The 14,174-nt window shown below is 71.7% G+C and carries 14 protein-coding genes; 7 read left to right on the top strand and 7 right to left on the bottom strand.

Going from position 1 to position 14,174, the window contains the following annotated elements; genetic code table 11:
* Positions 1 to 172 precede the first annotated feature (172 nt).
* The 6 genes from I5071_RS40465 to I5071_RS40440 all read left to right on the top strand — a co-directional run bounded on the left by I5071_RS40465 (position 173) and on the right by I5071_RS40440 (position 7,032).
* Positions 173 to 655, top strand: a complete 483-nt coding sequence (locus tag I5071_RS40465) for a helix-turn-helix domain-containing protein (protein ID WP_236518739.1) — start codon at positions 173 to 175, stop codon at positions 653 to 655.
* 287 nt (positions 656 to 942) lie between these two features.
* Entirely contained in the window at positions 943 to 1,956 is a 1,014-nt protein-coding gene (locus I5071_RS40460; protein ID WP_236518738.1) for a thermonuclease family protein, read from the top strand.
* A gap of 39 nt (positions 1,957 to 1,995) precedes the next feature.
* Positions 1,996 to 3,744: a hypothetical protein gene (locus I5071_RS40455; RefSeq protein WP_236518737.1), complete on the top strand. Its 1,749-nt coding sequence runs from the start codon at positions 1,996 to 1,998 to the stop codon at positions 3,742 to 3,744.
* 43 nt (positions 3,745 to 3,787) lie between these two features.
* On the top strand, positions 3,788 to 5,485 hold the full coding sequence (locus tag I5071_RS40450) for a hypothetical protein (protein ID WP_236518736.1): 1,698 nt from the start codon (positions 3,788 to 3,790) through the stop codon (positions 5,483 to 5,485).
* A 21-nt stretch (positions 5,486 to 5,506) separates the two neighbouring features.
* Positions 5,507 to 6,133, top strand: a complete 627-nt coding sequence (locus I5071_RS40445; protein WP_236518735.1) for a thermonuclease family protein — start codon at positions 5,507 to 5,509, stop codon at positions 6,131 to 6,133.
* A complete protein-coding gene (locus I5071_RS40440; RefSeq protein ID WP_236518734.1) occupies positions 6,124 to 7,032 on the top strand; it encodes a hypothetical protein in 909 nt (302 codons plus the stop codon). Before I5071_RS40445 ends, I5071_RS40440 begins: the two co-directional genes overlap by 10 nt.
* Here the strand turns inward: I5071_RS40440 and I5071_RS40435 are convergent.
* The gene (locus tag I5071_RS40435; RefSeq protein ID WP_236518733.1) at positions 7,022 to 7,918 is read right to left on the bottom strand and encodes an SDR family NAD(P)-dependent oxidoreductase; all 897 of its coding nucleotides are present in this window, start codon (positions 7,916 to 7,918) and stop codon (positions 7,022 to 7,024) included. The two genes, I5071_RS40440 and I5071_RS40435, sit on opposite strands and share 11 nt — an antisense overlap.
* Before the next feature lie 17 nt (positions 7,919 to 7,935).
* On the bottom strand, positions 7,936 to 8,661 hold the full coding sequence (locus tag I5071_RS40430; protein WP_236518732.1) for an SDR family oxidoreductase: 726 nt from the start codon (positions 8,659 to 8,661) through the stop codon (positions 7,936 to 7,938).
* Here I5071_RS40430 and I5071_RS40425 point away from each other — a divergent pair.
* A complete protein-coding gene (locus tag I5071_RS40425) occupies positions 8,648 to 9,673 on the top strand; it encodes a LysR family transcriptional regulator (protein WP_236518731.1) in 1,026 nt (341 codons plus the stop codon). The two genes, I5071_RS40430 and I5071_RS40425, sit on opposite strands and share 14 nt — an antisense overlap.
* Before the next feature lie 36 nt (positions 9,674 to 9,709).
* On the opposite strand, the gene I5071_RS40420 is transcribed toward I5071_RS40425, so the two are convergent.
* The 5 genes from I5071_RS40420 to I5071_RS40400 all read right to left on the bottom strand — a co-directional run bounded on the left by I5071_RS40420 (position 9,710) and on the right by I5071_RS40400 (position 13,926).
* Entirely contained in the window at positions 9,710 to 10,471 is a 762-nt protein-coding gene (locus tag I5071_RS40420) for a YceI family protein (RefSeq protein ID WP_236518730.1), read from the bottom strand.
* A 37-nt stretch (positions 10,472 to 10,508) separates the two neighbouring features.
* Positions 10,509 to 11,966, bottom strand: a complete 1,458-nt coding sequence (locus I5071_RS40415) for a hypothetical protein (RefSeq protein ID WP_236518729.1) — start codon at positions 11,964 to 11,966, stop codon at positions 10,509 to 10,511.
* A 43-nt stretch (positions 11,967 to 12,009) separates the two neighbouring features.
* Positions 12,010 to 12,726: a putative DNA-binding domain-containing protein gene (locus tag I5071_RS40410; RefSeq protein WP_236518728.1), complete on the bottom strand. Its 717-nt coding sequence runs from the start codon at positions 12,724 to 12,726 to the stop codon at positions 12,010 to 12,012.
* Positions 12,723 to 13,553 (bottom strand): DUF692 domain-containing protein, encoded by an 831-nt coding sequence (locus I5071_RS40405; RefSeq protein WP_236518727.1) that lies wholly within the window; start codon positions 13,551 to 13,553, stop codon positions 12,723 to 12,725. Before I5071_RS40405 ends, I5071_RS40410 begins: the two co-directional genes overlap by 4 nt.
* A 112-nt stretch (positions 13,554 to 13,665) precedes the next feature.
* Positions 13,666 to 13,926 (bottom strand): hypothetical protein, encoded by a 261-nt coding sequence (locus I5071_RS40400; RefSeq protein ID WP_236518726.1) that lies wholly within the window; start codon positions 13,924 to 13,926, stop codon positions 13,666 to 13,668.
* Positions 13,927 to 14,174: the final 248 nt, after the last annotated feature.

Below are 14,174 nucleotides of genomic sequence, written 5' to 3'. Positions count from 1 at the left end.
TGGAGGCGTCACCGCGACCCTGTCCCTCGCGCGATGACGGCGGGCGACACGACTAGGTCGCCCTGTCATCGCGGAGGAGACGAGCCGAGGGCTCGACCCTGGTCGCTGTCGTCGCGCGGACGACACTCCATGCGCGGTGTCGTAGGACCGCGAGCTCGGAGGCGGCGTGGGCATGACAGATGTCGTCCTGCTGTCGTACCGTCGCCTCATGGCGCGCCGTCGCTCGATCCACGAGACCCTTCGCGACGCACGGGTGACGATCGGTCTCCGGCAGAAGGAGCTCGCCGCCCTCCTCGGCCTCGCTCCGCGCACCGTGGCGCGGTGGGAGGCGGGCGAGACCGTGCCGCAGGGGCCGATGCGCACGGCGCTCGTCGCGGCGATCGCGGAGCGCGACTCGGCGATCGCCGCCACCGTCGCCGAGGCGATCGGGGTCACCCTCCCCGCGCCGCCCGCCCCGCCGGTCGACGCGTCGAAACCGCCTCCGCCGAGCGACGAAGCTCCCACGATCGAAGCGCTCCAGGCGGCGGTCTATCTCGCCGCCGACGCGCTCGGCGTACCGGCGGCCGCGCTGCGCCCGGTGCTCGCGCGCTTCCTGCTGCACCTCACGGCATCGCGCATCTCGCTCGACGAAGCCCGGGCGCGACTGAGGTCGTGATCCGCGCGCTCGCGCCGCGACCCTCGACTCGCAAGCGCTGTGGCGCGCACCTGCGTCCCGGAGGTGATCTGCGAAGCGGGAACAGCCGTGCGCGTGGCACGTCTGCCCCACCGCCAACGACCGACACGCCGCTCGCCGCTCGCGCAGTGATGGCCACACGTCACCGGATCGCCCCGCCGCTGGCCCTGTGACCGGGTACCTCCAAGTCAGGTTGACAGCCGCCCTCCGACGTCGTTGGATGGCGGCTTCTTTTTTTCGGCCCCGAGCCGTGTCGCGGAGCCCATCCGGTGCGGAAGAGCGTCCTGAATCTCGCGGTCCTGCTCGTGCTCGCCCTCGTGCTCGGGAGCTCGGCCGGCACGCCACCTCACGCGATCGCCGACGAGTGGACGCGCGTGTTCGTCAACGGCCAGCTCGTCCCCGTTCGCTTCAACGACGGCGACAGCTTCCGCGTGCAGGGCGGCCCGCTCTCGGGCTCGCAGTGCCGCCTCGGCGGGTTCAACACCCTCGAGAGCTTCGGCCCCGCGCACCAGTGGGGCGACTGGCACCCCTACGAGCTCTTCGTGATCGCGAAGCAGGCGCTGGCCAACGGGCGTCGCGGCACCTGGCACTGCACGACCGACGGCAATCGCGACGGCTACGGGCGCCTCCTGATGGACTGCCCCGACCTCGCGATGAGCCACATCTCGCAGGGCTTCGCGATGGCCTACATGGTCGACGACAGCCCGACGCGCCCCGAGTACATCCGCGCGCAGCGCGAGGCGATCGAGAACCGCCGCGGCATGTGGGCCCACGGCGTGCCCGACTACGTGATGACCTCGGTGCACTCGGCCGACGAGGACCCGAGCCGCGAGCACCACTACAACCGCCTCATCTCGACCCACGACGGCCACTCGGAGTCGATGCAGCACAACGACACCTACGCGGAGTGCGCGTGGGTCTGCAACGACGAGATCCGCGCCGACGAGAGCGCGGTCGAGGCCGGTGCCCGCCGGGTGCGCGAGGACGCGACGCTCGCGACGCTCGCCGCCGACGTCCCGAACTACCAGCTGCTCGAGATGGTGCGCCGCTACGCGCGCCTCGGAGAGCTCCCCGCGTACACCCCGCCCGCGCTCGCCGAGCCGCTGCGCGCGCGCCTGGCCTCGGAGCGCGCGTCGGGACAGCTCGGCACCACGCGCACCGAGCAGGGCTCCTGCATGATCGCCGTTCCCTTCGGCCGCTGGTACGGCCGCGAGCGCGCGTCCTGCCTCCGCGGTCACGGCACCGCGCCCGACGGCACGCGCTGGTCGCACGCATCCCACTGACACCGCCGTTCGCGCGGCCTCTGCTGAAAAGTGAATCGCTTGGACCTCCAACGTTCTCGTGCGTCGATCGCGGCCCTGCTCGCGCTGACCGCCACGCTGCTGCCCGGCTGCTTCGACCCGAACCTGGTCCCCGAGGGCCCGCCGCTCGGCTACGAGACCGACGAAGAGACGTGCCAGAACGGGCACGACGACGACTTCGATCGCCTCGTCGACTGCCTCGACGAGGACTGCATCATGCGCGGGTGGTGCGACGAGATCATCCGCCAGGTCCCGACGATCGAGCCCGAGGACGACGCGGTCTCGTGCAGCGATCGCATCGACAACGACGACGACGGTCAGTTCGACTGCGGTGATCGCAGCTGCCAGGGGATCCTCGAGCTCTGCTGCTCGATCGAGCTCACCGACGAGCTCTGCAGCAACGGCTACGACGACGACGGCAACGGCTTCGCGGACTGCGCGGACAACGGCTGCCGCAACAACGCGTTCGTGACGGTGTGCGAGCGCGAGACCGAGTGCGGCGACGATCGCGACGACGACGGCGACGGCCTCTTCGACTGCGACGACACCGACTGCGCGAGCGCGGCGGTGTGCACCGGCGGCGAGCTCGACTGCGGCAACGGCGCGGACGACGACGCGGACGGCGCGACCGACTGCCGCGACCCCGACTGCCGCACCAACGCGGCGTGCCAGGGCGGAGAGGACACGATCGCGCGCTGCAGCGACGCGATCGACAACGACGGCGACATGGCGGTCGACTGCGCGGACCAGCAGTGCGCGACCAGCACCGACATGCGCATCGTCCTGTACTGCGAGGGCCGCAACGGGCCGGAGAACACGCTCGATCGCTGCATGGACGGCGTCGACAACGACGCTAACAACTTCATCGACTGCGCCGACTTCGGCTGCTCGCGCTCGACCGAGCCCGCGATCGCCGAGTTCTGCGCGAGCGTGCTCGAGAACACCCTCGAGCGGTGCATGGACGGCGTCGACAACGACCGCAACGGGTTCGTCGACTGCAACGACTTCGGGTGCTCGCGTGGGGCGCCGGAGATCATGGAGTTCTGCGCCCAGGCCGACGAGACGACGCTCGAGGAGTGCAGCGACGGCGTCGACAACGAGGGCGATCGTTTCATCGACTGCGCGGACTTCTCCTGCACGATGGCGGATCGCGGCGCGAGCCCCGAGGCGGTCGAGTACTGCACGAGCCGCGCGGAGACCGACCTCACGCGCTGCACCGACGGCATCGACAACGACGGCAACGGCTTCGCGGACTGCGGCGACTACTCGTGCTCGCGCTCGACCGATCGCGCGATCGTCGCGGCGTGCCGCCTCCAGGGCGAGCGCAGCTTCGATCGCTGCCGCGACGGACGCGACAACGACGGCAACGGGTTCGGCGACTGCTCGGACTTCTCGTGCCGCGACGTCGTCGACATCTCGTTCACGATCGCGCTGCCGTGCACCGTGGGCCAGGGCTGCATGCTCGGCGACGGGACGCCGGCGCACTGCTACGCGGCGACCAGCGAGGAGCGGCCCGAAGAGCCGCTCACCGTGTGCGCGGTGATCCGCGCGCCCTGCCGCGAGAGCGCGATCTTCGAGCAGCCGCTGCCCGAGCTGAGCGGCGGCTACGTCCTCCAGGATCCCTCCACCCAGGCACGCGATGCGTGCGAGGACGGCGTCGACGGCGACGGCGACGGCTTCGTCGACTGCGACGACTGGGACTGCAACTACGACCCGCTGACCCGTGACCTCTGCGTCGACGCAGGCGGTCGCTCGCGCGTCTGCGGCTGACTTACTCCTCGCTCCGCTCGCTCCTCAGAAAGACAAGGGTCCGATGAAGCACCTCCGACTGCGCGGCGCGGCCGCGCTCCTCCTGCCCGTGATCGCGCTCGCGATCGCCTGCCCGCCAAGCGTCGCGCGCGCACAGGACGACGCGACGACGACCGAGGCGACCCCGGTGCCGCCGCCGCCGAGCTCGCCCGAGACGACTCCCGCGACGTCGCCCACGCCGACGAGCACGAGCGAGACGGTCTGCAACGATCGCCGCGACGACGACGGCGACGGCCTGGTCGACTGCGCCGACGCGGAGTGCTTCGAGAACGAGCTCTGCCACGCGGGCGGCGGCGAGGAGCGCACCAGCGCGGCGTGTGGCGACTGGATCGACAACGACGGCGACCAGATGGTCGACTGCGAGGACGCCGACTGCCAGACCCCGCAGATCGCGGCGTGTCAGGGCAGCTGGCGCGGCGGCGCGCAGACGAGCGGCAGCGCGAGCGGTGCGGCGGCGCTGGGCAGCGAGGAGGATCTCCCCGAGCTCGGCGAGGGCCAGAGCGTCGAGGATCTGATCGGCCGCGGCGGCGACGCGAACGGCGAGCGCACCGACGAGCTCTGCAGCGACGGCATCGACAACGACTTCGACGGTCGCAGCGACTGCGCGGACTTCGGCTGCCGCTTCGATCCCCAGGTCACGGTGTGCAACGGCACGCCCGGCCTGCGCTTCTCGGTGGTCGCCGGCGTCGGCGCGAACATCGGCTGGGACTACGACCAGTCGGGCAGCGAAGAGCGCATCACGAACACGCCCGAGGCGGGCTTCACGCTGCTGCAGCTGCGTGCCCTCGGCCCGATCCCGTTCATCGAGAACTCGTTCTTCCTCATCAACGTGCGCGCCGAGGATCGCGTCCGCCTCACGTTCGCGAACTTCCAGATCCCGATCTCGGATCTCGGCCACTACATCTCGATCAACAGCGGCTTCGGCGGTCTGTCGCCGGGCCTGATCATCTCGGCGGCGCGCCAGCCGCTGCTCGATCCGCCGTTCTACATGTACCGCGCGTTCGAGCAGGGGAACGGCGCGGCCCTCGAGGTCGGTGGTCCGATCGACGAGCGCGGCGTGATTCGCTTCCGCGCGTGGGGCGCGGCGGGCGCGGGTGAGTTCACCGGCAACGTCGGCGGTCGCTTCTTCCGCAGCGACGATCGCAACTTCGCGTGGGCCGCGGGCGGCGCGTTCCAGTTCAACCTGATCGGCTTCTTCGATCGCTTCGACTCGCCGTTCCTCTACACCGCGGTGCCGCTCACCTGGGGCGTCGCGGTCGGCGGCAAGTACGACCAGCGCCCGGCGGAGCGCTTCGCGGCGACGAACGCGTTCTCGCTCCTGCAGGTCTGGCACTTCTCGCTGCGCGTCGAGAACTACACGCGCTTCGTGATGGACGACCCCCAGACCATCCCGGTGCAGAGCGCGTTCAACGTGCAGCTCGGCGTGCTGCTCATCCCGCGCGTGCTCTTCTTCGCGGCGGACGTCGGCGGCGTGTGGCAGGTGCAGCCGTGGTCGGCGGGCTCGGAGCCGGTGAGCGATCCGGCGTACCGCGAGCAGCTCGACACGTTCCAGTGGCGCGCCGCGCTCCACTGGTACTTCTTCCGCAGCACCGGGATCCTCGCGCTCATGTACCGCGAGGCGCACAACGAGGAGAACCCGTCGGACGAGGACGCGCCCGAGCTCGAGCGCGAGCTGCGCCTCGAGGCGCGCTTCCGCTTCTGAGCGGACGAGAGTGAGGATGTGGTGCTGAGACCCTGTCTCGCGATCGCGCTGCTGCTCGGGCTGGCCGGATGTCTCGGCGAGCCCGAGCCGGTGGACGACGGCACGTACGACCCCGAGGTCGGCAATCTCTTCGAGGGCTCGATCCAGCTCTCGGACCAGCGGGTGCTCGAGCTCGACGCGAGCGATCTGCCGGCGACGCCCGCGCCGTGTCAGCCGCCGCAGCGCGTCGTGATCACGAACATCCGCGACGGCGACACCTTCGACGCGGTGCGCGAGTCGGACAGCGTGTCGATCGGCGTGCGCCTGATCGGCGTGGACACGCCGGAGACCGAGAAGCGCAACGAGGAGACCGGCGAGATCACGCCCGCCGACTGCTACGGCAACGAGGCGTGGGCATTCACCGAGCTGCTGCGCGGACGCTACGTGTGGCTGACCTACGACGCCGAGTGTCAGGACCACTTCGGTCGCGACCTCGCGTACGCGTGGGTCGGCTCGGGCCCCGGGGACATGTGGAACCGCCAGCTCGTCTCGCGTGGGTTCGCCGAGACGCTGACGATCGAGCCGAACTCGTCGAACGCGCCGGTGCTCGCCGAGGACAGCGCGGCGGCGCAGGCAGCGGGACTGGGCCTCTGGTCGGCGTGCGAGTGATCGCAGCCGCGCTCGCGATGCTCGGCATCGCGAGCGCGTGCACCTGCGAGCCCGCGCCCACCGCCCCACCGACGATCGAAGCGCCGCGCGACGCGCTGCCACGCGCGACCCGCGACGATCTGCCCGCCGCCACGCCGATGGTGCGCGTCGACGTGCGCGAGGACGGGTTCACCGTCGACAATCGCGCGCTGATCGCGACGTGGCCCGAGGGCGATCGCGCGCGGGTGCCCGACGCGGAGATCGCCGTCGACGTGCCCGCTTCGAGCGAAGCGCTCGAGGTGCCCGCGCTCTCCGAGATCATGGTGCGGGCACGCCGCATCGAAGACGCGCGCGCCGAGGGCGCGGGAATCCCGATCGCGTACGCGCTGCGGGCCGCCCCCGAGGTGTCGTGGCGGCGCGTGTCGCAGGCGATGTGGAGCGCGGGGCGCGAGGGCTGGACCGAGCCGCGCGTCGTGCTGCTCGAGGGCGAGCGCGAGGTGGTGCTCGCGCTGCCGCCATCGCATCGCGGGCGGCGCGCGGGCATCGAGCGCGAGGTCGCGGCCGCGCTCGCCGGTGAGGTCGCCCCGGAGCCGAGCGACTCGCTCGAGCCCGCGTGGCCCGCGATCACGATCACGCCGTCGCTCGAGGTGCGCATCACGCTGCGCGACCAGCCGCTCGCGCCCTCGTGCGACACGACCCAGCCCTCGGCGCCGCCGACGATCCCGGCGCGCGATCATCACGTCGACGTCGACGCGCTCGTGCGCTGCCTCGACGTCGCGCGCACCACGACATCGCTGGTGCTCGACGAGCGCCCGCTCTTCGCGGTGTCCGCCGCGCCCAGCGTGCCCTTCGGCGAGATCACGCCGGTGCTCGAGGTGCTCGCATCGCGCGGCGAGCTCGCGATCCGCGCTACGCCCTAGATTCGAGCAGATCGCCCAGCCCGATGCGCCGGAGGAACTCGGCGCGCACCCGATCCGCGACCGCGTTCACGACCTCCGCACCATCGCTCGCGGGATCGACGTGCACGCGGAACGGACGCGCCCCCGCCGGCGCATCGACGATCTGCACGATCGCCTCGGCGACCGATGCGACGTCGGCGTCGGGCGGCTCGCTCGCCGCGAGGCCGCGCTGGATCTGCTCGGCGAGCGACGCATCGGGCCCGCTCGCGTACTCGGCCGCGCGGGCCTGGTCCGCGGGCGCGCCCGCATGCGCGAAGTGGTTCGTGCCCTTGGTGAACGCGCCGGGCACGAGGATCGTCGTCTCGATGCCCCACCGCGCGAGCTCGCCCGCGTAGCTCACCGCGAGCGCGTCCATCGCCGCCTTCGCCGCGAAGTAGGGCGCGAGATAGGGCGGCGTGCCGCCGCGCGTGCTGCTGCTCCCGACCCAGAGCACGAGCCCGCGCCGCTGCCCGCGCAGCACCGGCAGCGCGGCGCGGTTCACCCGTTGCGTGCCCAGCACGTTCACGTCGTAGAGCTCCGCGAGCTGCTCCGGCGTGAACGCCTCCGCGGGCCCGAACACCATGTGACCCGCGTTGTGGATCACGACGTCGATGCGCCCGCTCTCCGCGACGATCTTCGCGATCGCCGCGTCGACCGAGGGCTGCGACGCGACGTCGAGCTCGAGCGCGCGCAGCTCGACGTGGTGCTCCGCCGAGTACGCGCGCGCCGCCTCGACCTGCGGCGCGTTGCGCCCCGTGGTCTCGCGCATGCTCGCGTAGACGACGTGCCCCGCACGCGCGAGCGCGCGCGCCGCGAGCGCTCCGAACCCACTCGATGCACCGGTGATGAGAACGACGTTCTGGCTCATGGCTGCCTCCACTCCGCTCACGCGAATCCACCGTTGGCGCGCACGACCTGCGCGTTGACCCATCCGCCCTGCGGCCCCGCGAGGAACGACACGACGTCCGCGATGTCCTCGGGCCGTCCGAGCCGCTCGAGCGGCGCCATCTTCCGCAGCGCGTCGATCTGCGCGTCGCTCTTGCCGCGCAGGAACAGATCGGTCCCGACCGGGCCCGGCGCGACCGCGTTCACCGAGATCTCGCGCCCCCGCAGCTCGTTCGCGAGCACGTGCACGAGGCCCTCGACGCCCGCCTTGGACGCGATGTACGCGCCGTACGTCGGCAGCGACTTCGCGATCACGCTCGTCGAGAGCGCGATGATGCGCCCGCCCGTCGACACGTGCTTCGCGGCCTCGCTCATCACGAGGAACGCGCCGCGCAGGTTCACGCGGACGACGCGATCGAAGAGCTCGACGTCGCCCGCCGCGATCGGCGAGAGCGGCATGATGCCCGCGCTGTGCACCACCACGTCGACCCCGCCGAACGCAGCGGTGGTCTCGCGGTACAGCCGCTCGACGTCGGGCGCGCTCGCGACGTCGGCACCGATCGCGATCGCACGACCGCCCGCTGCCTCGATCTCCTTGACCACGGCGCGCGCCTCGTCGGCGCCGCCTCCGTAGCCCACCGCGATCCCGTATCCGTCCGACGCGAGCCGCTTCGCGATCGCGCGCCCGATCCCGCGGGACGCGCCGGTGACGATGGCCGATCTCATCGCGCTCTCCTCTGCTCCGGGCAGCGCTGGTGCTGCCGACGAAGAGACGATGACGTCGCGGCGTGTATGCGCCCAATGCATAATGCGGAAGTCGAATATGCGCGTGACGCAACTTCGCCAGGCGGACCTGAACCTGCTCGTCGTGTTCGCGGTGCTCGCGGAAGAGCGCAGCGTCTCGCGCACCGCGGCGCGGCTCTTCATCAGCCAGCCCGCGGTCAGCCGCGCGCTCCAGCGCCTGCGCGACACGTTCGACGACGACCTCTTGGTGCGCACGCCCGCGGGCTACGAGACGACGCCCAAGGGACAGCGCCTCGCGGCCGAGCTCTCGCTGATGCTGCCGCGGCTCGATCGTCTGCTGAGCGGCGAGCGCTTCGATCCGATGCGCGAGGAGGCGAGCTTCCGCATCGGCGCGACCGAGCAGGCGACCCACGTGCTCGGCCCGCCGCTCTGCCGCGAGCACCTACCGCTCGAGAGCCAGGTCTCGTTCGAGCTCGTGCCGTGGCACGACGGGCTCTTCGACGCGCTCGCCCACGGCAGCATCGACATGCTGTTCTACGGCGACGACGGGCACGTGCCGGATCACCTCTCGCGCGAGGTGCTCTTCGACACCCAGTTCGTCTGCGTCGTCGACGCGAAGAGCCGCCATCGCAAGCGGCTCACGCTCGCGCAGTACGTCGCCGCGCGGCACATCGGCGTCGGCATCCTCGGCGGCCGACAGACCCACCTCGAGCAGCGCCTCGCGGCGATCGGCGAGCACCGTCGCTTCGCGATCCGCGTGCCGTACATCGGCGCGGCGATCCGCAGCGTCGTGGGCACCGATCTCGTCGCGACGGTGCCCGAGCGGATGGCGCGCGAGGCGGCGAAGAGCGCCGCGGTCCGCGTCGTCGGCGCACCGCGCGAGCTCGGCACGATGCGCTACCTGATGATCTGGCACCCGCGCGTCGAGAGCGACGCGGCCCACACCTGGCTGCGCGAGACGATGCGCGCCGTGGGCCGGTCGTTGGAGAATTGAGCGAGGCCGCGGCGATCGCGCGGCCTCGTCACCGACTCAGCTCGCGACGGCGCGGATGGTCACGTTCACGCGGATCGTGTTCGCGACCTTGAGGCGCACCGGCGCGCTGATCGACACCTGGTGATCGGCGAGCGCGATGTCGAAGCTCGCCTGCGCGCGGATCACGTCGCCGGTGACGCCCTCGGCGCGCAGCTCGTCGTTGAGCGGGACGAGGCGCACCTGCGCGCTCGCCGTGATGTCGCGGGTCACGCCGTGCAGCGTGAAGCGGCCGCGGATCGTCACCCGCTGCGTCTCGTTCGGGCGCAGCGCGGTCGCGCCCTCGATGCCGGTGATCTCGAGCGTCGCGTTCGGGAAGCGCTGGGCATCGAGCCAGTCGCTGCCGCGAAGGTGCTCGTCGCGGAGGTCGAGCCCGGTGCGCATCTGCGCGATGTCGACGCTCACCGTGCCGCGCGCCGTCGCGAGGTTCGCGGGGTCGACCGTGAGCTCGCCGGTGACCGCGTTGTTCACGCCGGTGATGCGCTCGAGCGGCGCGTCCGAGACCCACTGGATCCGGCTCCCGCCCCCGCGCGTCATGCGGAACGTGCGCGCCTGCGCCGACGCATCCGCCGCGACGAACGAGATCGCCGCGACGAACGCGAGCATCGAGATGAACCAACCGGACGTGCGCAGTCGCATGCTTTCCTTGCTCCTCACGAGTTCTTCGTCTTCCGCCCGCACGTCAGATCCGGGCTCGAAGGACCGGAGCAGACGTCCGAACAGCGAAACGAGCATCTCTGCTCGCGCGAAGGTTCGCAGCACGAAGTCCCTCGAACAAGAGGGATTTCCCCGGAATTCGTTACCGGCACCCGTCGGGGTTCGACGCGAGCGGAGCGCCGCGATTCATGATCGCGTCGCGGATCGCCGCACCTGGCGCATCGTGCAGCTCGACACCCGCGACCCCCCTGCGCACCCCGAGCCACGCCAGGGTCTCGTCGACGTCGGGGAACTCCGCGCGGTCGATCCAGCTCGCGATCACGCGGGCGAACGGGCCTCCGTCGCGTCCGTCCATCGCGCGCACGAGCTCGTCGGCGCGCAGCGTCTCGTCGCGTCGATCGGACGCGCGCACCATGGCGTCGTCGAGCGAGCCCTGTCCGTCCGAGCTGCGGCGATACGCGACGTCGGCCATCAGCGCGAGCGCGGCGCCGGACCAGTAGACCCGCCCGAAAGCGTATGTACGCAACATGTCCCGCGACTCGTCGCGGAGGGTCCGACCGGTGCCCTCGCTGCGTCCGCGCGCGAACCCGTGGAGCATCTCGTTCCACGCCTGCTCGGGCGTGAGCATCCCTTCGCGCGCGCGCAGGACCTGCTGGTAGTAGGTCGCGAGGCCCTCGGTGATCCACGCCTCGTCGCGCTCGACGAACGGGCTCGCGAGGTGCGTGAACTCGTGCACCGCGGTCCAGTCGGGCACCAGCGCGTCGGGGCGCGCGTTCTCGCCGACGAGCAGCGCGATCGTCGGCAGCGCACCGCGCCCGACGATCCCGAAGAGCACCGGCGTGTCGGCGAACGGCGTGGGCACGACGATCACGCCCGCGCGCTCCGCGGGGAAGTGACCGAGCACCCGCGACACCGCGCGCCCCGCAGTACCGAGCCACGCGCGACGTTGGTCCGCGTCGACGTTCAGCGCGCCGTCGAGCACCACCGCGTCGATGCACCCGCCCGGCACCGACACACGCTCCACCTCGAGCTCGCCGAACGCGACGTACGCGATGTAGCGGAACGCGCGCTCGTCGATGCGCATCCAGCCTTCTTCGTCGGCGTCGGGCCACACCGTCGAGACGCGCACGCCCTCGGGCAGCACGAAGCGCGCGAGCATCGCCGTCGACTCGTCGCGCGGCGAGGGCGCGCGCAGCCAGAGGCTCGTGGGCGCGACGAGATCGTCGCCCACGCGATAGCTCCCGGGCGCGCCCGGCGCGGCGCGGCGCCCGGGCGAGAGATCGACGCGATAGCGCACACACTCGCCGGGCGCGACGCCGCGCAGATCGATCTCCTCGTCGATCGGGAGCGGGTGCGTCGCGCCTTCGCGCAGCACGACCGCGGTCTCGACGCGCGCCCGCCCTTCCTCGTGGATCGCGACCAGCGCGTCGGGCACGCCGCCCTCGAAGCACACCGTCGCGTGGATGTGCTCGAGGTCGGGCTCGAGCGCGAACGTGTACCGCACGGTGCCCGCCGGAGGCGGCGATGGCGGGCTCGCGGGCGCGCGCGCGCCGCACGAGATCATCACGAGCGCGGCCGAGATCGTGATGGCGAACCGCACCGTCCACGACAGCATAGGCCCGACTCGGTGCCCCGGCGCGTCCTCAGGCGCGCGAGCCGAGCAGCGCGCCCGCCTCGAGGAGCGCGGTCAGCAGGGCGCTCATCTTCTCGACGAACGCGGCGTCGGGCGCGCGTCCCTCGGCCGCGAGCACCTCGCGCACGCCGTCGATCGCGGGGCGATCCCCACGCGCCCAGGCGCGCACCAGCGCGAACGACGTCGCGTCGAGCGTGCGCGTCTCCACCACGTGATCGGGGCGCCGATGCACGCTCACGAAGAACGCACCCGCCGGCGGCGGGTCGACGTCGCGATGCACCGCGTGCCCCAGCGCGAGCACGCGCAGCGTGGGATGCGGCACCGGCGTCTTCTCGAGATCGAACTCGACGATCTCGTCCGGCGTCTCCCCGGCGCGCCACGCGAGCTCCCAGCGCGTCGACTCCAGCGCGAGCACGTCGCGCGCGTGCGCAGGCCCCTCGATGCGCAGCAGCGCGAACGACACGAAGTCCGGGATCACCTCGCGGAAGAAGCGCGATCGCGGCGGCGCCTCGGCGAGGAACCCATCGAAGAGCGCGCTCGTCCGGGCGCGACCGATCGCGGCCTCGGTCTTCGGCAGCACCTTCGACACGAGCTCGCGCAGCCGCGACCGCACGAGGTCGCGGTACAGGAGCGCGCGCTCGCTCCCCAGCAGCGCGAGATCCTCGGGCGAGGGCGCGCGATCGAAGCACACCCGCTGCATCGCGCGCTGGAGCTCGGCGACGGTCACGCGCGCGCTCCGTCCGCGATCGCGCGGAGGCGCCGCAGCTCCTCGAGCAGCACGTCGAGCGCGGGGAAATTGCCGTCGCGCTCGAGCAGCACCGGCACGTCGGGCATGCGCGCGAGGGTGTGCCCGATCAGCGCGTAGACGTCGTCGCAGATCGGCTCGGCGTGGGTGTCGATGATCGGCTGTCCCGCCCGCACGAGGTGCCCCGCGACGTGGATCTGCACCACGCGATCGGCGGGGATGCGATCGAGGTACGTGCGCGCGTCGAACCCGTGGTTGCGCGCGTTCACGTAGACGTTGTTCACGTCGAGCATCATCCGGCATCCGGATCGCTCGAGGACCTCGAGCACGAAGTCGATCTCGTGCATCTCCGGCGCGCCGGGGTGCACGTAGTAGCTGACGTTCTCGATCGCGACCGGGCGACCGATCGCGTCCTCGACCTGGGCGATGCGCGCGCACGCGACGTCGACCGACTCGCGCACGAAGGGCATCGGCATCAGGTCGTGCAGCGCGACTCCGTCGACCCCGCCCCAGCAGAGGTGGTCGCTGTACCAGGGCGCGTCGATCGCATCGAGGAACGCGCGCAGCTTGCGCAGGTACGCCGGCTCGAAGGGCTCGATCGAGCCGAAGCAGAGCGAGAGCCCGTGGGGCACCACCGGCCAGATCGCGCGCGCATCCGCGAGGTGCCGCTCGAACGAGCCGGCGCGCTCGACGTAGTTCTCGGGGTGGATCTCCACCCATTCGATCTCGTCGGGCCTGCGCGCGAGCATCTCCGCGGCGATCTCCTGCCGCAGGCCGAGCCCGATCCCTCGTGCTTCCTTCGCTGCCATCCTGCTCCTGGAACGGCGAGAGCCGGCGCACCTCTGTACGCCGGCTCTCGTTCGCGATCGAGGCGCGCGGTCTGCGCGCCCTGCTCTCATGAACGAGAGCAGCGCAGGGAGATCAGGTCCCCGAGCCCTCGGCCGGCGCCTCGCCGGTCGACTCGCCCTCGGCCGCGCCACCGCAGCTACCCGCGCCGCACGACGCCTGGGTGCCCGTCGCGTCGCCCGACTCGGTCGTCGTCGTCTCGGTCGTGGTCTCGCTGCCCGACGAGGCGGTCTCGCCCGTCGACTCCGAGCTCTGGGCGCTGCCGCCGCCACACGCGCTCAGGCCGAGCAGGGCCGACGCAGCCACCACGAGCGAGGTCTTCAGCTTGCTGTTCATGGTCTCAGATCTCCCGGTTCCATTGGGGTTCGAGCCGCACTCGGGGCCTTGCAGGGCCCGGCTCCCGGTCCGGTGGCCGAATCCTAAGCCGAAACACACGCCGGCTGACAAGAGGCTGCGAACAGGTTCCGGCCGAACGGCCGTTTCCGCTCGCAGTGTTTGTATCCAGCGTGAACCGCCCACGGATCTGGCCGCGATCCGCCGCATTCGCGTGACTGGGTCGAGCACGGCTTCGCCGAGCGAGAGCA

This window comes from Sandaracinus amylolyticus (assembly GCF_021631985.1).
GTDB lineage: Bacteria > Myxococcota_A > Polyangia > Polyangiales > Sandaracinaceae > Sandaracinus > Sandaracinus amylolyticus_A.
The sequence above is the reverse complement of the archived record's forward strand: the minus strand, read 5'-3'. Positions and strand labels throughout refer to the sequence as shown.